The sequence below is a fragment of the Streptomyces sp. BYX5S genome (assembly GCF_054724165.1).
The window spans coordinates 491,311-513,966 of record NZ_CM138829.1; the positions used below are offsets into that span (position 1 = coordinate 491,311).

Genomic DNA, 22,656 nt, shown 5'->3' on the forward strand with positions numbered 1-22,656 from the left:
CCCATACCAGGAATCGGAATCCCCGGTCTCACCGGAAAGCGCGCCACGGTCCTGCTCGTCAGGGACACGGACATCCTCGCGGAAACCCTGCGCCAGGCCCTCCTCGACGCCTCCCCCGAGGAACGCCCCGGCCTGGAACGCGCCGCCGCCCTCGTCGCCTCCACCGCCACCACCTCCGAACCCGCCCTGCGCGCCCGCTGGACCCGCGCCCGCTGGTCCGCCGTCGGCTTCGACGGCGACATCACCTCGGTCGCGGCGGTCAAGGCCCTCCGCCAGGCGGAACCGTCGCTGAGCCTGCTGGCGGCGGTGGAACTCCAGAGGGACGCGGTGGCGCATCCGGAGTGATCCGCGCTCTCTGTCGGGATCGACCGGCAAGTGGCATGGTGTACCGACTGATGAGCTGGACGCCGGGGGGCGTCCGCACGGGGCACAGGGGGACTTTCATGCGTATGCGTACGGTCGTGGCTTCTGCCGTTCTGGTGCTGTGCGCCGTGCTGGGCTCGGCGGCGTGCTCGTCCTCCGCCGACAGCGCCCCGCCGTCCGGAAGCTCGACGCCGGCCGACGACAGGACGAGTCAGCGCGAGGCGGACCGGGCCGAGCCCGACCCCTCAAGGTGCGCGACCTCCGCCGACAAGATGCCCGAGGGATGCGAGGTCGACCTCGACGTCTCGGAAATCTCCGAGGCCACCCCCGCCACGAAGCCACCGTCCACCAAGTGACACTCAGGCCCTGAAGCCTGGTGCTCCTCCCAACTGCCGACCGCTCACTTCGGACTTCGTCGCGCCGGCTGGACGCTCCGTACCCACTGTCTGAGTTCTGCGCGGGTGCCCAGTACGACACACGCGAGCAGCAGGACGAAGCCCAGCACGTCGCAGATCACGCATGCCACGAAGGGCGCGGAGAGCATTCGCGGCAGTCCGCGGAACGCCGCCCGTTCGCCTGCGTGCCCGTAACAGGCACCTTCGCCGGACGATGTGGTGGCGTGCGGATAGGGCTGCGCTCAGCCTTGAGGTCGTGACCTCCGCGGTCACGGCGAAGGGTCGGTTCGAGGGGAGAGTGCCCCATGAACCGACCCTTGGTCGCGTGCCCCCGGCAGGATTCGAACCTGCGACACCCGCTTTAGAGCTCATAACAGGATCTTGCTGTAGTGCCCTGGTCGGGCGTGACTGATGTGACGATCCGACCGTTCGGGTGGGTGTGACGACTCGGCCGTGGATCGTGGACGACGACTTGTGGGCGCTGATCGCGCCGCTGCTGCCGCCCTGGCCGAAGCGGTCGCCGGGCCCGAAACCGGTGCCGGACCGGCTGTGCCTGCAGGGCATCCTGTACGTCCTGCACCAGGACATCGCCTGGCAACTCCTGCCTCTGGAGCTGGGGTTCGGCTCCGGGCAGACCTGCTGGCGGCGCCTGGACCGCTGGCAGCAGGCGGGGGTCTTCGAGCAGCTGCACAAGATCCTGCTCGCGAAGCTGAACGCGGCCGGCGAACTCGACTGGACTCGCGCGTGCGTGGACGGCTCCCACGTCCGCGCAAAAAGGGGGGAGCCGCGACCGGTCCGTCGCCGGTCGACCGCCGGAAAACGGGCAGCAAGCACCACCTGATCTGCGACGGGAAGGGCACCCCACTCCATGCCCTCACCACCGCGGCGAACGTCAACGACATCACCCAGACCCTCAACCTGATCGACGGCATCCCACCGGTCGCGGGACGGCCCGGCCGTCCCCGCCGACGCCCCGAGGCTCTGCTCGGCGACAAGGCGTACGACTCGAAAGCCGTCCGCCGTGAACTGCGCAAACGCCGGATCATGCCCGTCATCTCCCGCAAGGGCGCCCCGAATATCAAGGGTCTGGGCAAGCTCCGCTACGTCGTCGAGCAGACCTTCGCCCTGCTCCATCAGTTCAAACGCCTCGCCGTCCGTTGGGAACGACGCCTCGATCTCCACGACGCCTTCATCTCGTTGGCCTGCGGCCTGATCTGCTGGCGCCGCCTCAAGAAGGCCGGAGCATGATCGCGTTACGAGCTCTTAGGAGTGCCCGCGATCTTGTGGTGGGTGGTCGCGAGGGCTGACCCACTGTCCGGAAATACCAGGTCAGAGAGCTGGTGCCGGATGGCTGGGTCCGCCGCATGACGGGCTGTGGCGGCACGTCCGCTCACGCATCGCTCACGCATGGAGGGCCGCTTCTCTCACAGAGAGATGGCGTGGGTAGACACTCACTGTCTCGTTACAAGCATGGCGGGTGGGTACCCCCTGCTTGGCGACCCGGACGGTGCTCAGCCGCAGGAGATCTGTGTTTGTCCTACCTGGAGCGCCCAGAGGTACCACCATGTACGAACCCCGGTGAGAGGCCACCCATGAGTACTGCTCTTGCTAAAGGCAGCAACATCGTCTTGTCCGCCGCGGTCTGCCGCGTCACTCTCAGCTCCCCCACTACGGGCATCGATGTGTCCGCTGTCCTGCTCGGGTCGGACAACAAGGTGCGGAACGATGACGACCTGGTCTTCTACAACCACGCTTCGCAGGACGGGATCAAGCTGAACGGGCAAACCATCGTCACGGATCTTGCCGCAGTCCCGGCGACAGTAGACCGCGTCGCGATTGTTGCCAGCATCGACCCAGAGCTGCGGGCTACTCATTTCGACGCGAGGAACACCCCTCGTGCGGTCATCGAATGCGGAAACGCTCGGATCACCTTTGTGCCACCGCCGCTCATGCATCAGGAGACGGTGGCCGTTCTCATCGAGCTTTACCGGCGCGCAGGCAGTTGGAAGGCAAGAGCGGTGGGTCAGGGGTGGGACACGGGGCTGGCGGGGCTGGCCTCGGACTTCGGCATCGTTGTAGATGACCCTGGCCCCTCTGCGGCTACGTCTTCGTTCGCGACGCCCGCGCAACCCCGACAGTCGTCAGCGCCGATGTCTCCGCCAAGGCCGTCAACGGCACCAGCCCGCCCCTCCGTTCCGCTGGGCAAAGTGGTCCTCACCAAGGCAGGTCAGGCGACTATCGACATGCGTAAGGATGATCCGAGCCTCGTAGTGACGGCCACCCTCGAGTGGAACGGCGGCAGCGCGGCACGCAGGCAGGCCGGCGCCGACCTCGATCTTTACGCTCTCTACGTCCCCCGAAATCTGGTTACCCCACCTGGGAAGCGCCCGATGAAGTCGGATCAGGTCGTCTACTACCGACAGCTTGGATCGTCAGTTGCGCCGCCATACATCTTGTTGGACGGCGACTCCAAGGTGCCGGGTCGCGAGACAATCACCATCCGTCGCCCCGACCTCCAGGGCTACGTCCTTCTATGCGCTTACAGCGCGGTGGAGAACGGAACTGGTTCGTTCAAGTCTTATGGTGCCCGAGCCGTCGTCACCGATGGGCGAGGTTCTACCGTGACGGTGCCTCTATTCAACAACCGTAATCTGTCCTACTGGGTCGCCATCGCCTTGATTGACTTCACTGTTCCTAGTGGTGCGCAGATCCGACACGTTGAGAAGTACAGCGGAAACCATGTTGAGGCCCGGCCCACGCTGTACTCGAGCGGGAACTTCCGAATGAGTACCGGAAAAGTCGAGTTCAAGACGAGGTAGTCGAACCGAAGGCTCCTCTTGCATCTGCAGCGCACGGCCAACTTCATACCTGTCGTTCCCCGGTCGCCCTGGCGCGATGTAGCACGGCAGCAAGCCGAAGTGGTCAATTACTGACTGGCATACGGTCACGCAGGCTCAGCCCCGCCCCTGTCGAGTACCGGACGAGCAGCATCAATGAAGTCCCTCATCTTAGCGATGAAATCGAAGCCCACATCCACGGGGACTGACTCTACTTCGGCGTATTCCTCTGATTGGGCTCCGAACCTCTCATGCAGTGTTGATTACGGAGGCCCCAGCCCAGTTTCTGTGCCGGGGCTTTCCAGCAAAGTACGGTGCAGTTGGCTAGCACCGTCGTCCATGCGGCCGAGCACCGCAGGACTGCCCGGCCCTGCCGGACGGTCGTCTCCGTCCGACCCCGGTCGGGTCGTCAGCCGCACATCCAGTCCGCAGTCTTGAAGACAGTCCAGACGATCTTTCCGAGCGGGTCGCGGTCCATCACACCCCAGCCGTCGGCGAGCGCGTCGACCATCGTCAGTCCGCGTCCGGTGACGTCTGTTTCGGCGGCTTGGCGAGGCTTGGGTGGTTGGCTTCGGCTGTCGTGCACTTCCAGCCGTACGACGTCCTCGTCGGCATCGAGCCTGACCAGGAAGCCCCGGTCGGCGACGGTGCCGTGGAGCAGCGCGTTCGTCGCCAGCTCGGATACGCAGGTTCGGATGTCCTCGGCACGGTCTTGCAGGCCCCAACGGGCCAGGGCCGCGGTCGCGAACTTCCGTGCCTGTCGGACGGCTTCGGGCCGGGCATCGAAGAACTGCTGGGCGGACTCGATTGGCCTGGTGCTCATGACTCGGCCTCCGGAACGTGAACGAGGCCGGGGCTTCGGGGCCGGATGTTCTTCCCGTCGAGGACGGGCCGACGGAGCAGCAGCAACCGTGAACCGGCGGCCTCGATCCGCCGGCCGCGCTCGGTTGCCACGGCCTTCGGTCCCAGATGCGACATGGCCGGGAAGTTCCAGCACGTCGAGCAGTCCCGTGAACGCCGCCGAGAAAGGCTCCGGCCTGATCTCACGGTCCAAGAAGAGGCCGGACAGCAGCAGCTCGTGGCTGTCGCAGTACGCGGCGAGCGAGGCGGTCAGTGCTGCCTGCCGGGCTGCGGGCACCCGCACCAGCCGCAGATAGCCGTACACGACGGGGCCGTTGACCGGGCGATGCTCTGTGAGGGGTTCCATGCCGGGACCGTCCAGGAGACTCGACAACTGATGGCCCTTTGAGCGTGGTTGCTCCGCGACTCCCGGCCAATCGCCGGCTGTTCCACTTCCGTTCTACTTGCGTCCCGTCGCTTCGCCGCTTCTGCTTCGATGACCAGTGGAAGGGAGCGACGCGTGGCGACCGTGCACCACTGGACCGGCCTGGAGGCCAAGGCTCTGCGGCTCGCCCTGCGGATGAGCGTGCGGGCCTTCGCCGAGCACCTCGGCCTGGCCGTCGCGACCGTCTCCAAGTGGGAGAGCAAGCTCGCCGGCACGGAGCCCCGGCCCGACACCCAGGCCATCCTCGACACCGCGCTCGGCCGGGCGGACGCCGCCGTCCACCTGCGCTTCGAGACCCTCCTGTCGGAAATGGCCGGCACCGTCGCCACCGTCAGCAGACGTGTGACCGCCTCCGGCCCCCGAGCCTGGGAGTACGAGTCGTGGACCGACGACCTGGACCGGGTCGTCGTCGCGCTCTCCCGCCAGAACTTCGCCTTCGCCGACAGCCTGCTCGGCCGGTGGCTGTCTCGGTTCCCGCCTGCCGGTCTGGACGAGAAGGGCCTTTACTTGTTCGCCCGCTCGACCGCCCTGCTCGGTGACGTCAAGCGTGACCAAGGGGCTGTGCTCGGACCGCTGTCGGCCCAGCACTCCTACTCCACTGCCCGCTCGGTCTTCTCCCAGCTCGACATCCCCCGCCGCGTCGCCCAGCTCGACCTGTCCCTCGCCGTCGTGACGGAGATGTCCGGCAACCTGGAGATCGCGGCCCGCCACTACGAGACGCTCGCCGTCTACGACCGGCTCTCCCCCCGCGACCGCGCACGCGCCCGGCTCTGGGTGGGCACAGCGCTCAGCAAGGACGGCGAGCACGACTACGCGACCCGCGTCATGCAGGCCGCGACCCGCGATTTCGAGGACCTCACGGAACCCGACGACTGGTCGGTGGCCCACCAGAAACTCGCCCTCGCCCGCCGCGGCGCCGGCGACCTCACCGGGGCCCAGCAGTTCATCGACACCGCCCGAAGCAGCGGCACCTCCGAGTCACCGATGCAACGCGTACGACTGGACACCGCCCACGGCCACATCCTGCTCTCCGACGCGGCAACCCGCGATGATGGACTCCTTGTCCTCGACCGCGCCGCCCGGACGGCCGCGCAGTACGGACTCGTACACCAACTGCGCAGTATCGAGGGCATCAAGGCCAGCGAGGGGCCTGCCCGGCCCCGGCAACGGTGACCAGGGAGAAGATCGCGTGCGCAACCACCAGCAGACCATCACCGACGACCAGCGGCACCAGGCCGAACTGATCTGGGACTTCCACCAGATGCACCACCAAGTACGCCCCGTCGACGTGGCCATCGGCCTGGGCAGCCACGATCTCGGTGTCGCGACCGCCGCGGCCGACCTCTACCACTCCGGCCTCTTCAAAACCCTCGTCTTCACCGGCGGCAACAGCCCCACCACTGCCAAGGTGTTCCCGCGCGGCGAGGCCGTGCACTTCCGCGAGCACGCCATCGCCCTCGGCGTGCCCGCCGAGGCGATCCTGCTGGAGCCGAACGCCGCCAACACCGGGCAGAACATCGCCTTCTCCCGCGAGGTCCTGGCAGCCGCCGGCATCACCCCGCGCTCGATGCTGCTGGTCTCGAAGCCCTATATGGAGCGCCGGTCGTTCGCGACCGCCCGCAAGATGTGGCCCGAAGTGGAGGATGTCCTCTGTGCTTCCGAGCCGCTGGAGTTCGACGAGTACGTGAAGTCCATCGGCGACGAGAAGCTCGTCCTGGACATGCTCGTCGGCGATCTGCAGCGGGTCATCGAGTATCCGAAGCTCGGTTTCGCCATCGAGCAGGACGTTCCGGGGGACGTGCATGCCGCGTACGAATCTCTCATCCGCTCCGGCTTCACCAGCCGCCTCATCCAGCCCTGACCCAAGCCTCCAACTACCCCGGCCAGGCGGGCTGTGCGCGATCCACCAGCCCAACTGGTTCCCCAGGCTCTCCACCCTGGCCAAGCTGTACGCCGCCGACTACTGGATCGTCCTGGACGACGTGCAGTTCGCCCGCCGCGACTACCAGCACCGCGCCCGACTCGCCGCCCTGGACGACCCGACGCGGTGGCAGTGGCTCTCCCTGCCCACCCATCTGCCCCAGGGACGTGGGACCGCGATCAAGGACGCGCTGCTCGTGGACCCGGTCCGCTCGCGGCGGCGAACCGCCCGGATGCTGCAACAGCACTACGGCGCGAGCCCGCACTGGCCGCTTCTGCGGGACGCGCTCGATCCGGTGCTGAACCTGTTCGAGGTCGGCGGGAGGACAGCAGACGTCGCCGAGGCATCCACGCTTCTTGTGCTGAGACTGCTCGGCTGGGAGGGACGGATTCTCCGCTCCTCCCGTCTGCCCTCCCGTCCAGGACGGTCGCAACGGCTTGCCGATCTTGCAGTCCTGACGGGCGCGAGCGCCTACCTGTGCGGGACTGGCGGTATGACGTATCTCCAGACCGAGCCGTTCACCGAGCGGGGAGTCGAGGTCATCCCCTTTCGTACACCGTCCACAGGGATGTGGGAAAACGCCCGCTGCATCAGCGCCCTTCGCGAACTGATGCTGCATGGTCCGGATTCCCTGGCACCTACGTCGTTCGCTTCGGTGCTCCACAAGTGAACAGTGGCGGCATTAACGGGCAGTCGGCCCACAGTCGAGGGCCTCTCGAAGACTGGCCTGCGGCACAGAAACCCCTCTCTCACCACGCAGGCGCGCGGTTTCGCTGGCAACGAGGGCGGTTGCGGTCAGTGGGGCCCGTCCGGGGTGCAGGCGCCGGTCATGAGCCGGGCGGCGCTCGAGTCACTCGTCTCGGGCGGGACCACCAAGAGGTCGAACCGGCTGATCCCACAAGCCAGCAACAACAGCTGGTGCAGGTCGAGTCCGGGAGTGAGCTAACCGATCTTCAGTACACGTCCGTCCACGGGAACCTCGCGCGGGACGACGGGCCACAGCATCGGATTGACGGCGACGCGCGTGATACGGCCCCACAGCGGATCGAGTACGCCGATCAGCGCGGGGAGTTGCGTGGTCAGGTCCCGCGAGCCAGGCCACCAGGCGGCGGTCGACGATGCCCTGGACCTGTTCGCGCTCCTGATTCAGGTCAAGCTGATCAGCTCGGCGAAGCGGGCCACAAACAACGACCGCCTGTCGACGCTGCCCCGGCTGGAGAAGGCATCGCAGGTGGTGGGACTGGGCCTATGGCAGCAGCAGGGCCCGACCGCATCGCGCTTGTGATCCGGCACGTCACGGGATCTGGGCCTCGATGTGGGCGAGTTGGGCGGCGAGGATCTCTTCGAATGCAGCGCGGCGGTCTGCTCCGAGAGGGCGGATGTCGCGGGCGAAATGGGCCAGGGCGGGGAAGCGTTCGGGATCGGCGCCGAGCACCGCGACGCGGAACTGCTCCATGCCCTGTTCGTACTCCTTGGGGGTGATGGTGCTGATGCCGGCCTCGGAGGAGATCAGGGCGGCGAGGAGGATCACGATGCGGTGGTAGCGCACGGGGACCTCCTCGTCGGGCTGGCCGGACGCGCTCAGGGCCTGCAGCACCTCTTCCATGACCAATCGGGATCCGGTACCGCCGGACCCGTAGCGTCCCCACACCGCGGCGAGTTGGGGGTGCTCGCCGAAGGCCTCGCGCAGGTGCAGGGCCAGGGCAGTGACGCGCTGCTTCCAGTCGCCCTCGGGTCGATAGCCGTCCATGGCGGCCTGGAGAATCCGATCGGCAACCGCGCGCAGTAGTTCGGTCTTATTGCGGAAGTGACGGTAGAGGCTGGAGGAGTCGGTCCCGAGCGCTGCGGCGAGTTTGCGCACGCTGAACGACTCGGCGTCGCTTGTGCGTAGCAGTTCCGCCGCCGTGTCCAAGATCTCCTCAGTCGACCATCGCCGTCGGCCCGTCATCCCGCCCCTCTCGTCAGGATTCAGCCTAACCTATGCACTTGCTGATGCACGCACTGCGTGCATAATCGAGTGCAGCGCGCGGTCCAGTCACGACAACACACCCGGCGTCCGGCCGGGAGGGGAGAAGGACGCATGAGCGAGACCACTACCGCGATACGGCCACCGGAGCCGGACTTCTCAGCGATCACGGCCGAAGAACTGCTCGCCTACCGCAACGCGGAGAACCGTTTCCGGACCTCCAGCGCGGCGCGGGAGATCCTGGGAGAGCCGAATCCCGGCGCCGCGATCGAGTGGCGGGAACTGGCGCTGCCCGGTCGCGCCCTCCCGGTCCGGGTCTACCGGCCGGACCCGGAGGGAGACGACGAAACCGCAGCCCGGACGGACCTGCCACTCGTCATCCACGTCCACGGAGGCGGCTTCGTGGGCACGGCGGCGCAGTGCGACTGGACCAACAGCCACCTCGCCGCCCGGCTGCCCGCGCTCGTCGTCTCGGTCGAGCACCGCCTCCTCGCCCCGGACAGCCCGCTCACGAACGCCGCCGAGGACGGCTGGGACGTGCTCGTCCACGTGAGGCGGCACGCCGCGCAGTGGGGCGTCGACCCGGCGCGCACGGCTGTCTTCGGCGAGAGCTGCGGTGCGCTCATCAGCGCCCTGACGGCCATCCGGGCCCGGGAGGCCGGTCTGGAGCTCGCGGCGCAGGTGCTGGTCAACCCCGCCGTCGACGTGACCGGGACGATGTTCGACCACCCCTCGATGGCCGAGTACGCGTACAGCCCGACCCGGGCCCTGCCGCTACTGCAGTTCTTCCAGCGGCTCGCCGTCCCGCAGGGAACCGAAGCGCGCGCGGTCTCACCGCTCTACGCGGACGACGTGAGCGGGCTCGCCCCCGCGCTCGTGGTGGTGCCCACTCAGGACGCGGTCGCTGATCACGGCCGTCGCTACGTCGAGCGGCTGCGCGCGGCCGGGACGTCCGTGCGGCTCACCGAATACCCGGGCGCGAAGCACGCGTTCCTCACCCTGCCCGGCGTGGAACCGCAGGCCGAGTCCGCCCAGACGGAGATCCTCGCGTTCCTCCGCGAGGCCCTGGCGGAGTGACGGAGGAACGAACGGTGCACCCGGGCTCGGGTCCGACGGCCCGGCGAACGAATGAAGAGGGAAGCGCTCTGATGACGAAGTCACTCCACGCTCCAGGGCCGCTCGGAGCGATGTACACGGGCCTTGCGCTCACTGTCCTCGCTACTAGCGTTCCGTACGTCGACCACAGCACCACTCATCTGCTGGCCGACCACATCCGCGCCAGTTATTCCACGTACCCCCAGGCGCGGGTCGACTCTGCCGTCACCACCTACCTGGCCGTGTTGTCCGTCATCGGAGCGCTCGGCGTCCTCGCCTGGCTCACCGCGGTCTGGTCTGTCAGGGAGGGCAAGCGGTGGGCCCGCTCCACCGCGACCGCGATGTTCGTGATCGGTACCAGCATCGGACTGACCGGGCTGCTCACCAAGGACACCTCCGGTGCGACGGGTCTACCACCGGTGCTGGGCCTGGCCGGGATGCTTCCCTGTCTGGCAGGTCTCGTCGCGGTTGCACTGCTGTGGAGCAGACGGCGACGGACGTGACCAGGGTTCCACGCGGCGCCGCACCCAAGGCGCCGACGGCATTCATCCCGACCGCACAGACTCCCACCGGAACGGCCCACGATCACCACACATCTTGGAGGAAGACACAGTGCAGAGCATCGGCATCATCGGAGTGGGCGAGATCGCCCGGGCCATCGTCGAGGGCCTGCGCGACGAGGGCGGTGCATCACCGGAGGTCTTCCTCTCTCCCCGGGGAGCCCGCACTGCCGCCGCCCTGTCCGAACGCTTCGAGAGCGTGCGGGTGTGCGCCGACAACCAGGAGGTGGTGAACCGCTCCGAGATAGTGATCATCGCCGTGCGCCGCCAAGACCACCACGAGGCGCTCACCGGACTGAAGCTGGACAACGACAAGATCGTGGTCAGTCTGATCGCCGGCGTCGCCCTCGACGACCTGCGCCGGACCCTCGACACCGGTGCCCCGATCGTCCGGGCCATCCCACTGCCCGCGGTGCGCGAGCGCCGCTCCGTCACCGCGACCTGCCCATCGCACCCGGTGGTGGACTCCCTCTTCGAGCATCTGGGCGGAGCGCTCCCCGTCCCGGACGAGGACGCCTTCAACGTCTTTTCCGCACTGACCGGGACGCTCACCGCTCACTACACCTACCTCTCCACGCTCACCTCGTGGGCCACCGGCCAAGGCATCGCCTCCGACACCGCCGACCGGTATGTGCGCAGCCTGTTCCAGAACGTCGGCCGTTCCCTGAGCGACGAGACCCGCCCCCTGCACCAACTCGCCGCCGACCATGAGACGCCCAAGGGGAACAATGAGCGCATCCGCACCACCTGGTTCGACCCCGCGAACACGGCGGCCCTCAAGGAGGCCCTGGACGGCCTCCTCTCGGATCTGAAGTAATCCTCCCGGCTGCAATCGGCGTCCACGACCTGGAACGGCGCTCCCCTGCGCCCTCGATCCGGTGCTGAACCTGTTCGCGGCCGACGGGAAGACAGCAGACCTCACCGAGGCATCCACCCTTCTCTTGCCGAGACTGCTCGGCTGGGAGGGACGGATTCTTGGCTCCTCCCCTCTGCCCTCTCGTCCAGGAGGGTCGCAACGGCTTGTCGATCTTGCAGGTCTGACGGGCGCGAGGGCATACCTTTGGGGAACCGGCGGCATGAGGTATCTCCAGGCCGAGCCGTTCATCGACCGGGGCGTCGAAGTCATCCCCTTCCGAACGCCGTCCACAGGGATGTGGAAAGACGCCCGCCGCGTCAGCGCCCTTCGCGAAGTGATGCTGCACGGTCCGGATGCCCTCGTACATGAACTGCTACCTGCGTCGCCCCTCTCGGTGCTCCACCGGTGAAATCGGCCCGGACACTGTCTGCGGGCCTGCTGACACGCGGCTCTGGTGACCACTGCGGGCTTGTGCCGCAACGGCTCGCGAGCTGGGGGCTCGTCGTGCGGCGAGGCGTTGGATGCGCCAGGTGAGGACCCGGGCGGGATGGTCTGCATCGGAGAGGGTGCGTCGGCCGACTGCGGTGCGCAGGATCTGTTCGGCGTCGTGTCCGGCGTTCTCTGCTTGGGCGAAGGTCGCGGTGAGTGCGTCGAAGGCGGTGTCCTTGACGATCTTCTCGGCGTGTTCGGGTACGACGTGGTGGACCAGGACGATGTGCCGTTCCACCGTGGGCTGGGTCGGTCGTTGCTGGCTGAGCGCTGTTATGGGCGCGGCGGCTGCCTCGTCGTATGCGGGCTGAAGTTGGCGCAGTGTGCGCAGAGCGGCGGCGGTTTGCTGGTTGTGGTGGCGGTTCTGGTGCCAGCGGGCAGCAGCCATCACGGCCAGGAGCGCGGCGTCGAGGAGCATCGCCAGGGCGGCGCTGTCCTTCGGTGACGGTTCGCGCAGGATCGCGCGGACTGCACCTCGCAGGGCACGGGCATGCTGGTGGTCGGCCTGGACGCGGGAGCGGACGGCTCGCTCGAACTCCGTTGCTGCCTTCCGGAGTGGAGCCTGCAGAGGTTCGGGCGCGATGAGCGGCAGGGCGTCGAGGGCTTCGCCGAGGGCGTTGATGTGTGCCTGGGCGGCCTCGTCGTCGATGTTGCCGTCGAGGTGGTGGGGGATGCGTTCGGTGGCGGCTGTTGCCTGGTGCCAGGGGTTGGTGCGGCGTCCGGCGGATTGCTCTGCGGTGTGCGGGGCGAGGTCGTCGAGGCGCTTTTTGATCTTTGGGAAGGTCAGGTCGGGGGCGAGTTCGGAGCCGGAGAACCAGACGGGTTCGCCGGCCTGGTTGGTGTCGCCGGTGAGGGCGATCGTGTAGCCGCGGATGTCGCCGGACGGGAAGTGCTTGATCTGCATCTGCACGCCGTCGGTGTGGGCGAGCAGGTGCAGGAATTCCTCGGTGCTGCGGGCGGCGGCCACGAGGGTGCGCACGGTGGTGCGCAGGTGCTCGCGCGGGGTGGCGGTCCGTCCGTTGCGGTGGGCCTTCTCCTGTTCGGCGCGGGTGGGGCGTTTGGCGGCGGTGCGGTCTCCGCGTGCGATCTGGAAGAGGCCCTACTCCTTCTCGATGGCGGCGAGTTCGCGGTCGGTGGTGAGGTAGTCGTTCCAGTGGCGGGCGGGACGCAGGTCGGCGCGGACGGTGGTGGCTGCGATGTGGATGTGGTCGGACGCGTGGCGGACGGCGACCCAGCGGCAACCGTCCGGGTCACCCTTCGGAGCGATGCCGGTGGTGTCGACGACACGGTGGGCGATGTCGGCCCACTCGTCGTCGGCGAGGTGGCGGTCGGCCCGGGCGGCGCGGATCGAGCAGTGCCACACGTGGCGCTCGGGGGCGCGGCCGTGGCGGCGGGCCTGGTTCACGCGCAGGTCGAGGTCCGCCACGAGCTGCTTGCGGACCGCGTCGGGGTTCTCGGTGGTGCGGCCGGGGTCGGGTGCGAAGTCGTCCCAGGAGGCGACCAGGTGCGGGTCGGTGTGGTCGGTGGCCTTCTTGGTGTCGAAGAGGTAGCGGAGGAGGCCGCCGGTGCTCTTGCCACTGCTGATCTTCGCGATCAACGGGGCACCGTCTTGCCGGGCTTCTTGCCCGTGGCGACGGCCTGGTTGGCGGCGGTCGCGATGTCGGCGACCGTGCTGGCGGCCGTGGTGAGGGTGCGTTCTGCCTGGGCGAGCAGGGCGGTGTCGCCGGGGTGCGGTGTGCCGCCGGAGTTGATCTTCTTGGCGATCTGGTTGGCGTTGCGGCCGATCGCGGCGACCTGTGCGCGCAGGGCGGCCAGTTCGTCGATGTAGTCGTCGAGTTGGGTGCGCTGGCCGGGCAGGGCGAGTTCGCCGTGGAGGTGGGCTGTGACGACGGCGCCGACGTAGTGCGCGGCGGCGATGTTCAGGGAGCGGGCCTTGGCGAGGATGTCGGCCTTCTCGGCGCTGCTGTAGCGGACGTCTACGCGGTCCTTGCGCTGCACGGGCTTGCGACGTCGGCGGCGGGCGATGCGGTGTAGGGCGGCTTCGTCGGCGGCTCGGGAGGGCGCGCGGTGTGCTTCTCCCGTGTCTTGGTGGTCGGGTGCCCCCTGGCGCCCGACCGCCGCCTCCGCCACCCCTGGAGCGGAGGCTTCCCCGTTGGACCGGCCCTTGGACGGTCCAACGGGATACCTTGCTCCGCTGTTTGGTCCGGTGATCATCTCCTGCTGGGCGGTGGGCGGTTCGTCGTGCGGGTTGTGCATGGACTGGTTCTCCGGGAGTACGGGGCCGTGGTCGGATCGGAGGACGGTTCGGGCGTCAGGCAGCTTCCGCGCCGAGCTCTGGGCGATCGGCGGCGGCGTCGAGTTCCGCCTGGACGAGCCCCTTCAGCTGGTCCGCCTCGATCCGCCCGATCGTCAGTTCCTTCTCGCGGAAGGTGGCTTCGATGTGGCGGCGCGAGGCACGGCCATGGCGGCCAAGGGGCGCAGAGCGGGCGAGGGTCAGCCGATCGCCGGAGACGTCGGCGGGCAGTTGGTCGTGCGGTGTGCTGGCGGGCCTGTGGGCCTCCGCCACGTCGGTGGCGTCTGTAGCCACATCGTCGGGACGCGACTGAGCAGCGGCCTCATCGTGGCGGGCCGTGGGTTGGCGTCGGATGACGATGTAGAGGTGGACGGCGCCGGCCAGGGCGAGCGGGGCGATGGCGGACAGCACCCCGACGGTGACGTCGTCGAGCTGAAGGCCGCCGCCGTGGCGGGTCTGCTCATTGAGGCGCACGGCATGCAGGGCGTTGGCCCAGATACTCGTCGTCGTGGCGGCGCCGACCAGCGCCCACACGTACACCCGCGAGCGCAGCGGGGCCGTGCGCAGCATGAGCAGGGCGCCCACGCCGATGGCGATGAACCCGTCGATCACGAGTGGGAAGGCGTACGTGAGCAGCCCGCGGACGTGGATGGCGACGGCCATCTGCCGCAGGGCGTCGTAGGAGAGGGCGAAGGCGAACGCGGCGAGCAGCGCGATGCCGGCGCGGATCGCCGAAGTCCCCGGTATCGCAGATGGGGCGGTGGCAGTGGTGGAGGTCAAGCGGAGGGACTCCCTGTGAACTGGGCGGTGGCCGCGGGCGCTGCGGGCAGGGGGCGGCCACCGTGTGGGGCGGAGACTCGTACCACTCGTCCCCGTGCAGGTCAGCGCAGGTACGAGTGGTGTGGCGATGTCGGGTCGACTCGTTGCGGGTCCCGGACTCGTCCCCGCGCTGACCTGCACGGGGACGAGTGCGACGGGTCGAGTCGGGTCAGGCTGCGGTGTCGGGCGCGGCCTCCGGCTCAGGGCAGTAGCGACCCCAGGCGTCGAGGAACTGGTTGCGGGCGAAGCCCTTGGCCTGGGTGCCGTCGGGGAAGCGGCGATTGGCCGAGCCGATGCCGTAGTCCTTCAGCAGCAGTTGCAGCCCACGCGGGGTCAGGCCACCGGCGCCGTACTCGGCCCATGGCGCTTCCTTGTCCGCGTTGAGCTCGTCGAGCAGACGGCTCGTACGCAGCACGGTGGGATCGCCCTCGGCGGCGAACACCCGGCGGATGTCGACCAGGATGCGGGTCCGCAGACCACCTTCCTCGTCCTGGCCCGCCTCATAGTCGGACATGGAGCGGCAGGCGGTGCGGGCGAATCCGGGCCACTCGCCACCGGCAAGGTCGGCGATCACGATCAGTGGCTCCCAGGTGTCCGCCGCGCGGTCCTCGACCGGCATCACCGGCTCCATCTCCAGTGCCTGGGGGTACAGCGGCTGGAGCCAGGCGGACAGGCGATCGCGGATGGCGTGCAGCGCCGGGGTGTCCCGGCCGGTGCGGAAGGCGGCCACCTCCTCACCGGCTGCCCGCCTCCGCATTCGGATCACCACGGACCGGTCCATGATCGTGTCGGGCAGGTCGCCGATCCCGGCGAGCGCAGCCATGGCGAACGTAGGGAACGTGTGTGGCTTGTGCTCGGGTCCGGACACCCGCAGCGTGGGTCGGTTTCGCTGGTGCCCTGCGTTGAGGAGGCCGCGCAGGTCCTCGTTCTTCTCCGCCGCCTTGGCGGTGCCGAAGAGGGTGTCGGCCTCGTCGACCAGGAGCGTGGGCGGGTCCTCGTCGGTGATGGAGCGGAAGATCGCTGCCGGGCTGGCGTTGACCGTGATCAGGTGGTTGCGCACCGTCTCGGTCACCACGTCGAGGAGTCGCGACTTGCCACACCGTTTGGCGGGGCCGACGACCGCCAGGCGCGGGGCGTGCTGCCACGCGGGCTGAAGGTGCGTGGCCGCGACCCACAATGTGACGGCGTGCAGCGCCTCTTCGGTAGGCAGGATCACGAACCGGGCTATCTGCGCTCGCAGCTCGTCCAGCAGCTCGGTCCCGTCCCTCGATACGGCCACCGAATCGGAGGAATAGGGATCTGGGGTCGGGGGTTGCACTGGGCAGCTCCTTGTCTGGCGGTGGCGGGCTCGCACGCCCTTGCCGCCGGGTCGGTTCGCTTCGGGCCACAGGGGAGTCATCGGGCCTCCGGCGTCGCACCGCCGGAGGCTCACCCCTTTCTCGCGGGCACACGGCCCCCGCGAGCGACCAGGAACGGTATGACCACACCCCGGCACAGTCCAGCGGTTCTGTGTCAGCTCAGCGCAGAAGCGCTGCCGACGCGTACGACCCCTCATGCAGCCAGCCCCAGCAACTGGTGCAGTTCGGCCGTCACCACCCGGTAGGCGTTCCCGAGCCTCAGCACCCTGCAGGGGTACTGGCCGCGCTTGGCCAGCTCGTACCCCTTGCTCCTCCCGAGTCCCAAAGCTCGGTTGCCCGTCTCCAGGTCAACGGAGACCGGAAGGGCGAGCAGCTCGTCCCGGCTCATGCCGTCCACCCGCCCGGTGGCTTCGTTCTCGCGCATACGTACTCCATCCATGGCTGAGCCCTCGGCGAACGCGACGACCACGTCCGTCTCCAGGCGTCCAGGAATCAGGATGATCGAGTTAATGTGTCTGCATGACACAACGCCGTTCCGACCATGGAAGCGAAAGAGAAAAGGAAGGCGACGACGTCCTCGAATGGGAGGACCACGTCATGGCCACCGTGGCCGGCGCGGTCCGCAGACGGCGGAAGGAGATGGGGTGGAGCGCTCAGGACTTGGCCGACGCCTGCGAGGAGATCGGCTACCCGATCCCCCGGAACGTGATCGCCAACATGGAGTCCGGCCGCCGCGCCACCCTCCCCCTCGTCGAGGTCATGGTGCTCGCCAAGGCCCTGCGCGTGACCCCGATCAGCCTGCTCTACCCCGTCGGCTACGTCCCCGAGGTCCGCGCACTCCCGTACCAGGACCCGATGCCGACCTGGTCCGCCCTCCAGTGGTTCACCGGCGACGCCCCGGACTTCGGATCCGAGGACTCGATGCTGGACCACTTCCTCGCCCACGACCTCGAACTCCACGAGGCCCTGGCTGCCATGGAGAGCGAGGAGCACGAACGCTGGAAGGTCAAGACGGCCGCCAACCGCGTCCACCAGCAGGCCGCCGAGCGCGCGTTGGCCCGCTACGCCGACCGGGCCGCCAACGCCCGCGATGCCCTGAGCGAGTACCGCCGCCGGATCCGCGCCGAAGGCGGCACGCCGCCCGACCTCCCGCCTCAACTCGTCGACTACGGCATCGACCCCAACCCCACCGAGGAGAACAGCCTTTGAAGGGATCCACCCACCGCCGCTGCTACTGCCGCGACCCCGAAACCGGCAAGCCGCTCGGCAAGAAGTGCCCCAAGCTCAACAGCCGCAAGCATGGCTCCTACTCCATACGCCAGGAGCTGCCACCCCGCGAGGACGCCACCCGCCGCTCTTTCAGTCGCGCCGGCTACGAGACCCTGAAGGCGGCCCAAGCCGACCTCGACCATGTCCGCGCGATCCTCGGCCTGGCGGAGGCGGACGACCCGGAGGGGCTGGCTCAGGTCGGCGACCTGCTGGAGAAGGTGGCCGACGAGAAGACGCCACTGCCGGACATCGAGTCGACCCGCAGGCGCCTCAGCCATGGACTGGACCTGACGAGCCGCCTCACGGTCGGCGAGTGGCTGGACACCTGGCTGGCGGGCAAGAAGGGGCGGCAGAGCGCCATCAGCCGCGACGAGAGCAACATCAGGGTGCACCTCAAACCGCGGATCGGGCATCACCGGCTCGATCGCCTTCGGGTCGCCCACCTCTCGGAGCTGTTCGAGGCCATCGCAGAGGACAACGTCGAGATCGCGGAGGGCAACACAGCCCGCCGCAAAGCGATCGAGGACCTCGCCCGGATCCCCTGGAAGGGCCGCGAACACCGCGCCCGTCGCAAGGCGATGAAGGCCGCCATCGCAGAGATGGAGCCGTACCGCCGCATCGTGGGACCGGCCACACGCCAGCGTGTCCGCTCCACTCTGAGGGCCGCGCTCAACGCCGCCATCGCCCAGCAGTTGATCACCTTCAATCCGGCGGCCCACGTCGAGTTGGAGGCGGGCAAGCGCCCCAAGGCGCTGGTGTGGACCGAGGAGCGGATCCTGCACTGGAGGCGCACCGGCGAGAAACCTTCGCCGGTGATGGTCTGGACGCCGGTGCACACCGGCACCTTCCTCGACCATGTCGCGGAGGACCGCCTGTACGCGCTGTTCCACCTGATCGCCTTCCGCGGGCTGCGGCGCGGTGAGACGTGCGGCCAGAAGTGGACCGACACCAACTTGGACGCTGGTCTCCTCACCGTGGCCAAGCAACTCGTTGTCGACGGGTGGGAGGTGTACGAGGACGATCCCAAGACCGACGCCGGTGCACGCACCGTCGCGCTCGACTCCGACACGGTCCAGGCGCTCAAGCGGCACCGTGCCCAGCAGGACAAGGAGCGCGAGGAGTGGGGGACCGCCTGGGTGGAGACGGGGCGCATCTTCACCAAGGAGAACGGCGAGATGCTCCACCCCGCCACTGTCACACGGCACTTCGTCGAGCTGTGCGAGGAGCTCGGTCTTCCGCCGGTCCGGCTCCACGACCTTCGCCACGGCGCGGCGACGCTGGCCCACGCGGCCGGTGCCGACCTGAAGGACATCCAGGAGATGCTCGGTCACTCCTCGATCACCATCACGGCCGACACGTACACCAGCCTGCTCCCCGAGGCCGATCTCGCCATCGCCGAGGCTGCAGCCCGGCTCGTCCCGCGTGCCCGAGCCGCCTCCGAAAACATCGCCCCCGAAGCGGAGGCCGAGCCCGAAGATGCGGAGCAACCTGGCCCGGAGTTCCGTGCCAGATGATGCTGATCCATTGGGAGTGATTTAGGAGCGCAACGCTCCGTCCGCTCGCGCAGCGCTCACGCAAACGGCCCCGGACGAGGAGTCCGAGGCCGAATATTGCGCCTTCCTGGGGGAGAAACCCCAGGTCAGCGGCTTCATGCGCTGTGCCCCCGGCAGGATTCGAACCTGCGACACCCGCTTTAGGAGAGCGGTGCTCTATCCCCTGAGCTACGAAGGCGCGGGAACAGCCTAGCGGATCGGGTTTGGGATGTGGGGGTCACGCCAATGGGGGACGTGGGGCGGGCGGGGGGTGGGCTGGGGTGTTATGCCGGAAGGGCGAAGAAAAACGAGGGGGGAGCCCGTTTCCGATCCCCGCTGGGTGGAGGTACCACTCATGATCCAGAATCCCAGTCCGTCCGTCCTCGCCGTCGACTTCACTCAGGGGCTCAACGACGCGTGGTCGAAGGTCGCGCAGTTCGTGCCGAAGCTGCTCGGCTTCCTCGTCGTCATGGCCATCGGCTGGTTCGTGGCCAAGATGATCACCAAACTCCTGGACCGGGGGCTGCGCAAGATCGGTTCGGAGAAGCTCGCCGAGCGCGCCGGTTCGGCGAGGATGCTCGAAGGGTCGAAGTACGACACGACCGCGATCCTGTGCAAGGTCGTCTACGTCGCCCTGATGCTGATCGTGCTCCAGCTCGGGTTCGGCGTCTTCGGCGACAACCCCGTGTCCGACATGATCAACGGCATTGTGGCCTGGCTGCCGCGCGGCATCGTCGCGGTCGTCCTGATCGTGGTCGCCATGGCCGTCGCCAACCTCGTACGGGACATCGTCAGCAACGCCCTGTCCTCCGTCTCGTACGGGAAGACCGTCGGCACCATCGTGTGGGCCTGCATCGTGGTCCTCGGTGCCATCGCAGCGCTCGGGCAGGCCGGGATCGCCACGTCCGTCACGCAGCCGGTGCTGATCGCCGGTCTCGCGACCGCGGCCGGAATCCTGATCGTCGGCGTCGGCGGCGGGCTCATCGGGCCGATGCGGCAGCGGTGGGAGCGGTGGCTGACCAGGGCCGAGGAGGAGACCGGACGGGCGCGCGGGAGCGTCAGCGCCTATCAGTACGGGCGGGAGGACGCGCTCAGCAACCAGCCCGTGCAGGATCGGGAGCGGACGGACAACGCGTAGCCGACAGGCCCTAGGGCCCTTCTGACGGATCAGGCTGGGCCCGGGAGGCTGCATCGTTCGGTTCCGCGAGCGGGGTAATGGGGCCTCCCCTGCTCGAGCGAAGCCGAGAGCTCGGGGAAGCGTGCAGCTGCAAGGCGGAGGAGGGCGACAACGCGGAGCGTTGGCAACTGACGACAACGCAGCAGATGTGCGTGCCAGGGCCCGCGACTCCAGCAAGATCCGTCAGAAGGGCCCTAGACCAGGTCGTGCCGTCTCGCCAGCCAGCTGATGGCGGTGAGGCGGCACACCGCGTAGTCGTGGCCCACCGGTTCGCGCCAGTCGGTCTCGGCGAGGGCGTCGAGGAAGCCGAGGGTGTACGCCGTCAGGGCCTCGGGGTCGGGGGCCGGCGGGTGCAGGGCCGCCGAGCCCGCCGCCAGGCGGTCGCGGAGGGACGCCACGTGCTGGTCGACCGTCGCCACGAAGGCGGGTTCGAAGGCGAATTCGGCGAAGCGCGGCCCGTACGCCTCGCTCACCCGGGCAAGAGGGGACATTCCTCCAAGCTATGGGCGGTAAGGGGCAATTGGTGGTGATTGTGATGCGGTCGACTGGTGGCGGTCGTCACAGGCCGGGCGGTGCGCGTGGGGCGCGGACGGGGCGGGCGCTCCCGCGGCATCGGTGAGACTGGGGCCATGGAGATTTCCGGGTCCGGCGGACCGCAGCCCGAACCGTCCGTCGCGGGCGCCGGTGTGACCTTGGCGCAGGTCGTCCGGGTCGTGGGCCGGGACGTCGTGCAGGTGGTGCGGGCGCCGTGCGGGACGGAGGTCGAGGTCACCGGGGTCGGGGTGTTCGACGCCGGGGAGAGCTTGCGGGAGCGAGGGCGGGTGCTCATCGCGGTGGGGGTCGACACCTCCGATCCGGCCGCTGCTGAAGTGCTGCGTGCCGCCGACCGGGCCGGGGCTGCCGCGCTCGTCGTGCGGCGGGGTGCCGAGGGTGTGTCGCCGCTCGTCGACGAGGTCGCCCAGAGCGTGTCCACCGCGCTCCTCGCACGCGCCCCGTGGGTCGACTGGGGCGAGCTGATCGGGCTGCTGCGGGCCGCCCTCGCCGCGGGCGGGCAGCGGGCCCCGGACGCCTCCGTCGAGGTGGGGCTCGGGGATCTGCCGGCGCTCGCGGTGGCGCTCGCCGCGCTCGTCGGGGGAGCGATCACCATCGAGGACCCCGAGTCCCAGGTGCTCGCGTACTCGCCCACCGCCGACACCGCCGATCCGTTGCGGCGGCTCACCATCCTCGGGCGGCAGGTGCCGAGGTGGCGGGTCGCCGAGCTCGCGGAGAGCGGGTTCCTCGACGCGCTGTGGGCGGGGGACGTCGTGCACCGGCCCGCCGACGGGCGGTTCCCCGAGCGGCTCGCGGTCGCGGTGCGGGCGGGGGACGAGGTGCTGGGGTCGTTGTGGGCGGCCGCCGACGGGGAGCCGTTGCCGGACCGGGCGCGGGACGCGCTCCGGCAGGCCGCCACGATCGCGGTCCCGCATCTGCTGCATCACCGGTTGCGGTCCCGGTCGGCCGAGGGGCGGCGGCGGCACGCGGTGCGGGCCCTGTTCGAGGAGCGGTCGCCCGATGTGGCCGCCGCGGGGGCTGCGCTGGGGGTGGATCCCGGGCAGCCGTGCGTGGTGCTTTCCGGGGTGGTCGTGGGGGACGTGGCGGTGGAGGTGCGGGAGAGGGCGTTGCGGGGGGCGGCGTTGCGGGTTGCTGCGCATGGCCTGCCGGCGTTTGCGTATCGGGTGGAGGGCGGACTGCCTGCGGCGTACGGGGCGGCCCCCCGTGGCCCGGTCTCGGGGCTCCGCCCCGGACCCCGCTCCTCAAACGCCGGAGGGGCTGGGCATGCGAACCCTGGCGGGGCTGGAAATGCGAACCCCGGTGGGGCTGGACGTTCCTACCCCGGTGGGGTGGGGGTCGGAGGGGATCGGTTTGACGTGTTGGTCGTCGATTCCCGGGCCGACGCCGCCGTGCGGCTCGCCCGGGATCTCGTCGGTGTCCTGCGCGGCGCCGGGGTCGAGCCCTTCATCGGCGTGGGGCCGGTCGTCGGGGCCCTGAAGGACGCGGCGCGGTCCCGGGCCGGGGCCGGGGAGGTGCTGCGGGTGCTCCGCGAGCGCGGGGAGCCGGAGGTGGCGGGCGCCGACGACGTGCGGTTCGCGCTGGACGCGCTGCGGGTGTCGGACGCCGTCGCCGCGCACGTGCCCTCGGTCGGTGACGCGGTCGCGGCGCTGCTCGCGCACGACGAGCGGCACGGGACCGATCTGCCGCGCACCGTCGCCGCGCATCTCGCGTTCTTCGGGGACGCCGGGGCGACCGCCCGGTATCTGGGGATTCACTCCAATACGTTGCGGTACCGGCTGCGCAGGGCCCGGGAGTTGGGCGGGCTCGACCTGGACGATCCCGATGTCCGGCTCGTCACCGAGCTGGGGCTGCGGCGGGCCGGGCTGATTCCCCTGCCGTAGGCCCCTGTC

At 69.1% G+C, this 22,656-nt stretch carries 24 protein-coding genes, 1 tRNA gene and 1 pseudogene; 16 read left to right on the forward strand and 10 right to left on the reverse strand.

Annotation, left to right across the window (positions count from 1 at the left end; genetic code table 11):
* The first annotated feature begins 12 nt into the window (after positions 1 to 12).
* The 4 genes from ACYBSK_RS02235 to ACYBSK_RS02250 all read left to right on the forward strand — a co-directional run bounded on the left by ACYBSK_RS02235 (position 13) and on the right by ACYBSK_RS02250 (position 3,577).
* Positions 13 to 345, forward strand: coding sequence for a hypothetical protein (locus tag ACYBSK_RS02235; protein WP_460246942.1), 333 nt, complete (start codon positions 13 to 15; stop codon positions 343 to 345).
* A 116-nt stretch (positions 346 to 461) separates the two neighbouring features.
* Positions 462 to 719, forward strand: coding sequence for a hypothetical protein (locus ACYBSK_RS02240; RefSeq protein ID WP_460244989.1), 258 nt, complete (start codon positions 462 to 464; stop codon positions 717 to 719).
* Positions 720 to 1,215: 496 nt separating this feature from the next.
* Positions 1,216 to 2,006 (forward strand): IS5 family transposase gene (locus ACYBSK_RS02245; protein WP_460246943.1). Its coding sequence is split into 2 segments (ribosomal slippage): positions 1,216 to 1,531 and positions 1,531 to 2,006, totalling 792 coding nucleotides; the frame shifts between segments, so codons are not numbered across the junction.
* 344 nt (positions 2,007 to 2,350) lie between these two features.
* Entirely contained in the window at positions 2,351 to 3,577 is a 1,227-nt protein-coding gene (locus ACYBSK_RS02250) for a TerD family protein (protein ID WP_460244990.1), read from the forward strand.
* Positions 3,578 to 4,004: 427 nt separating this feature from the next.
* Here ACYBSK_RS02250 and ACYBSK_RS02255 read toward each other — a convergent pair whose 3' ends face one another.
* Positions 4,005 to 4,802 (reverse strand): ATP-binding protein, encoded by a 798-nt coding sequence (locus tag ACYBSK_RS02255; RefSeq protein ID WP_460244991.1) that lies wholly within the window; start codon positions 4,800 to 4,802, stop codon positions 4,005 to 4,007.
* Positions 4,803 to 4,955: 153 nt separating this feature from the next.
* Here ACYBSK_RS02255 and ACYBSK_RS02260 point away from each other — a divergent pair, with 153 nt between their 5' ends.
* The 3 genes from ACYBSK_RS02260 to ACYBSK_RS02270 are packed head-to-tail and all read left to right on the forward strand — an operon-like array spanning position 4,956 to position 7,471.
* A complete protein-coding gene (locus tag ACYBSK_RS02260) occupies positions 4,956 to 6,053 on the forward strand; it encodes a helix-turn-helix domain-containing protein (RefSeq protein WP_460244992.1) in 1,098 nt (365 codons plus the stop codon).
* 16 nt (positions 6,054 to 6,069) lie between these two features.
* On the forward strand, positions 6,070 to 6,741 hold the full coding sequence (locus tag ACYBSK_RS02265) for a YdcF family protein (protein ID WP_460244993.1): 672 nt from the start codon (positions 6,070 to 6,072) through the stop codon (positions 6,739 to 6,741).
* Positions 6,683 to 7,471, forward strand: a complete 789-nt coding sequence (locus tag ACYBSK_RS02270; protein WP_460244994.1) for a WbqC family protein — start codon at positions 6,683 to 6,685, stop codon at positions 7,469 to 7,471. The genes ACYBSK_RS02265 and ACYBSK_RS02270 overlap by 59 nt, the downstream gene beginning before the upstream one ends.
* Positions 7,472 to 7,743: 272 nt before the next feature.
* Here ACYBSK_RS02270 and ACYBSK_RS02275 read toward each other — a convergent pair whose 3' ends face one another.
* A complete protein-coding gene (locus tag ACYBSK_RS02275; protein ID WP_460246944.1) occupies positions 7,744 to 7,947 on the reverse strand; it encodes a DUF5994 family protein in 204 nt (67 codons plus the stop codon).
* Between ACYBSK_RS02275 and ACYBSK_RS02280 the strand changes: the two genes are divergently transcribed.
* Positions 7,877 to 8,086, forward strand: coding sequence for a hypothetical protein (locus tag ACYBSK_RS02280; RefSeq protein ID WP_460244995.1), 210 nt, complete (start codon positions 7,877 to 7,879; stop codon positions 8,084 to 8,086). The genes ACYBSK_RS02275 and ACYBSK_RS02280 overlap by 71 nt on opposite strands.
* Positions 8,087 to 8,095: 9 nt before the next feature.
* On the opposite strand, the gene ACYBSK_RS02285 is transcribed toward ACYBSK_RS02280, so the two are convergent.
* Positions 8,096 to 8,749, reverse strand: a complete 654-nt coding sequence (locus ACYBSK_RS02285) for a TetR/AcrR family transcriptional regulator (protein ID WP_460244996.1) — start codon at positions 8,747 to 8,749, stop codon at positions 8,096 to 8,098.
* A 132-nt stretch (positions 8,750 to 8,881) separates the two neighbouring features.
* Between ACYBSK_RS02285 and ACYBSK_RS02290 the strand changes: the two genes are divergently transcribed.
* From ACYBSK_RS02290 to ACYBSK_RS02305, 4 genes are all read left to right on the forward strand, one after another.
* Positions 8,882 to 9,844 carry an alpha/beta hydrolase gene (locus ACYBSK_RS02290; RefSeq protein ID WP_460244997.1) on the forward strand — a complete coding sequence of 321 codons (963 nt, stop codon included), beginning with the start codon at positions 8,882 to 8,884 and terminating at the stop codon, positions 9,842 to 9,844.
* Between the two features lie 71 nt (positions 9,845 to 9,915).
* A complete protein-coding gene (locus tag ACYBSK_RS02295; protein ID WP_460244998.1) occupies positions 9,916 to 10,365 on the forward strand; it encodes a hypothetical protein in 450 nt (149 codons plus the stop codon).
* 109 nt (positions 10,366 to 10,474) lie between these two features.
* Positions 10,475 to 11,239: an NAD(P)-binding domain-containing protein gene (locus ACYBSK_RS02300; protein ID WP_460244999.1), complete on the forward strand. Its 765-nt coding sequence runs from the start codon at positions 10,475 to 10,477 to the stop codon at positions 11,237 to 11,239.
* Positions 11,240 to 11,300: 61 nt separating this feature from the next.
* Entirely contained in the window at positions 11,301 to 11,687 is a 387-nt protein-coding gene (locus tag ACYBSK_RS02305) for a WbqC family protein (protein ID WP_460245000.1), read from the forward strand.
* On the opposite strand, the pseudogene ACYBSK_RS02310 reads toward ACYBSK_RS02305, so the two are convergent.
* The 5 genes and pseudogenes from ACYBSK_RS02310 to ACYBSK_RS02330 all read right to left on the reverse strand — a co-directional run bounded on the left by ACYBSK_RS02310 (position 11,652) and on the right by ACYBSK_RS02330 (position 16,661).
* Positions 11,652 to 13,364: pseudogene (locus ACYBSK_RS02310) on the reverse strand (relaxase/mobilization nuclease domain-containing protein). The gene ACYBSK_RS02305 and the pseudogene ACYBSK_RS02310 overlap by 36 nt on opposite strands.
* Positions 13,361 to 13,765 (reverse strand): plasmid mobilization relaxosome protein MobC, encoded by a 405-nt coding sequence (locus tag ACYBSK_RS02315; protein WP_460245001.1) that lies wholly within the window; start codon positions 13,763 to 13,765, stop codon positions 13,361 to 13,363. The pseudogene ACYBSK_RS02310 and the gene ACYBSK_RS02315 overlap by 4 nt, the downstream one beginning before the upstream one ends.
* A 313-nt stretch (positions 13,766 to 14,078) precedes the next feature.
* Entirely contained in the window at positions 14,079 to 14,840 is a 762-nt protein-coding gene (locus ACYBSK_RS02320) for a DUF2637 domain-containing protein (protein ID WP_460245002.1), read from the reverse strand.
* A 208-nt stretch (positions 14,841 to 15,048) separates the two neighbouring features.
* On the reverse strand, positions 15,049 to 16,278 hold the full coding sequence (locus ACYBSK_RS02325) for a DUF3631 domain-containing protein (protein WP_460245003.1): 1,230 nt from the start codon (positions 16,276 to 16,278) through the stop codon (positions 15,049 to 15,051).
* A 152-nt stretch (positions 16,279 to 16,430) separates the two neighbouring features.
* A complete protein-coding gene (locus ACYBSK_RS02330) occupies positions 16,431 to 16,661 on the reverse strand; it encodes a hypothetical protein (RefSeq protein WP_460245004.1) in 231 nt (76 codons plus the stop codon).
* Between the two features lie 95 nt (positions 16,662 to 16,756).
* On the opposite strand from ACYBSK_RS02330, the gene ACYBSK_RS02335 reads away from it, so the two are divergent.
* Both ACYBSK_RS02335 and ACYBSK_RS02340 read left to right on the forward strand, forming a co-directional pair.
* Positions 16,757 to 17,446, forward strand: coding sequence for a helix-turn-helix domain-containing protein (locus ACYBSK_RS02335; RefSeq protein ID WP_460245005.1), 690 nt, complete (start codon positions 16,757 to 16,759; stop codon positions 17,444 to 17,446).
* Positions 17,443 to 19,020: a site-specific integrase gene (locus ACYBSK_RS02340; RefSeq protein ID WP_460245006.1), complete on the forward strand. Its 1,578-nt coding sequence runs from the start codon at positions 17,443 to 17,445 to the stop codon at positions 19,018 to 19,020. The genes ACYBSK_RS02335 and ACYBSK_RS02340 overlap by 4 nt, the downstream gene beginning before the upstream one ends.
* A gap of 144 nt (positions 19,021 to 19,164) precedes the next feature.
* Here ACYBSK_RS02340 and ACYBSK_RS02345 read toward each other — a convergent pair.
* Positions 19,165 to 19,237, reverse strand: a tRNA-Arg gene (locus tag ACYBSK_RS02345).
* A gap of 156 nt (positions 19,238 to 19,393) precedes the next feature.
* On the opposite strand from ACYBSK_RS02345, the gene ACYBSK_RS02350 reads away from it, so the two are divergent.
* A complete protein-coding gene (locus ACYBSK_RS02350; protein WP_460245007.1) occupies positions 19,394 to 20,176 on the forward strand; it encodes a mechanosensitive ion channel family protein in 783 nt (260 codons plus the stop codon).
* Positions 20,177 to 20,409: 233 nt separating this feature from the next.
* On the opposite strand, the gene ACYBSK_RS02355 is transcribed toward ACYBSK_RS02350, so the two are convergent.
* Entirely contained in the window at positions 20,410 to 20,706 is a 297-nt protein-coding gene (locus tag ACYBSK_RS02355; protein WP_457475133.1) for a DUF6401 family natural product biosynthesis protein, read from the reverse strand.
* A gap of 138 nt (positions 20,707 to 20,844) precedes the next feature.
* Here ACYBSK_RS02355 and ACYBSK_RS02360 point away from each other — a divergent pair, with 138 nt between their 5' ends.
* Positions 20,845 to 22,647 carry a PucR family transcriptional regulator gene (locus tag ACYBSK_RS02360; RefSeq protein WP_460245008.1) on the forward strand — a complete coding sequence of 601 codons (1,803 nt, stop codon included), beginning with the start codon at positions 20,845 to 20,847 and terminating at the stop codon, positions 22,645 to 22,647.
* Positions 22,648 to 22,656 lie beyond the last annotated feature (9 nt).

What these genes read in the sequence shown, in the direction of transcription:
- ACYBSK_RS02250 (WP_460244990.1), top strand. Translation starts at nt 2,351, where the DNA reads ATGAGTACTGCTCTTGCTAAAGGCAGCAACATCGTCTTGTCCGCCGCG.
- ACYBSK_RS02255 (WP_460244991.1), bottom strand. Translation starts at nt 4,802, where the DNA reads ATGGAACCCCTCACAGAGCATCGCCCGGTCAACGGCCCCGTCGTGTAC.
- ACYBSK_RS02270 (WP_460244994.1), top strand. Translation starts at nt 6,683, where the DNA reads ATGCCGCGTACGAATCTCTCATCCGCTCCGGCTTCACCAGCCGCCTCA.
- ACYBSK_RS02285 (WP_460244996.1), bottom strand. Translation starts at nt 8,749, where the DNA reads ATGACGGGCCGACGGCGATGGTCGACTGAGGAGATCTTGGACACGGCG.
- ACYBSK_RS02290 (WP_460244997.1), top strand. Translation starts at nt 8,882, where the DNA reads ATGAGCGAGACCACTACCGCGATACGGCCACCGGAGCCGGACTTCTCA.
- ACYBSK_RS02295 (WP_460244998.1), top strand. Translation starts at nt 9,916, where the DNA reads ATGACGAAGTCACTCCACGCTCCAGGGCCGCTCGGAGCGATGTACACG.
- ACYBSK_RS02325 (WP_460245003.1), bottom strand. Translation starts at nt 16,278, where the DNA reads ATGACTCCCCTGTGGCCCGAAGCGAACCGACCCGGCGGCAAGGGCGTG.
- ACYBSK_RS02330 (WP_460245004.1), bottom strand. Translation starts at nt 16,661, where the DNA reads ATGCGCGAGAACGAAGCCACCGGGCGGGTGGACGGCATGAGCCGGGAC.
- ACYBSK_RS02335 (WP_460245005.1), top strand. Translation starts at nt 16,757, where the DNA reads ATGACACAACGCCGTTCCGACCATGGAAGCGAAAGAGAAAAGGAAGGC.
- ACYBSK_RS02350 (WP_460245007.1), top strand. Translation starts at nt 19,394, where the DNA reads ATGATCCAGAATCCCAGTCCGTCCGTCCTCGCCGTCGACTTCACTCAG.
- ACYBSK_RS02355 (WP_457475133.1), bottom strand. Translation starts at nt 20,706, where the DNA reads ATGTCCCCTCTTGCCCGGGTGAGCGAGGCGTACGGGCCGCGCTTCGCC.
- ACYBSK_RS02360 (WP_460245008.1), top strand. Translation starts at nt 20,845, where the DNA reads ATGGAGATTTCCGGGTCCGGCGGACCGCAGCCCGAACCGTCCGTCGCG.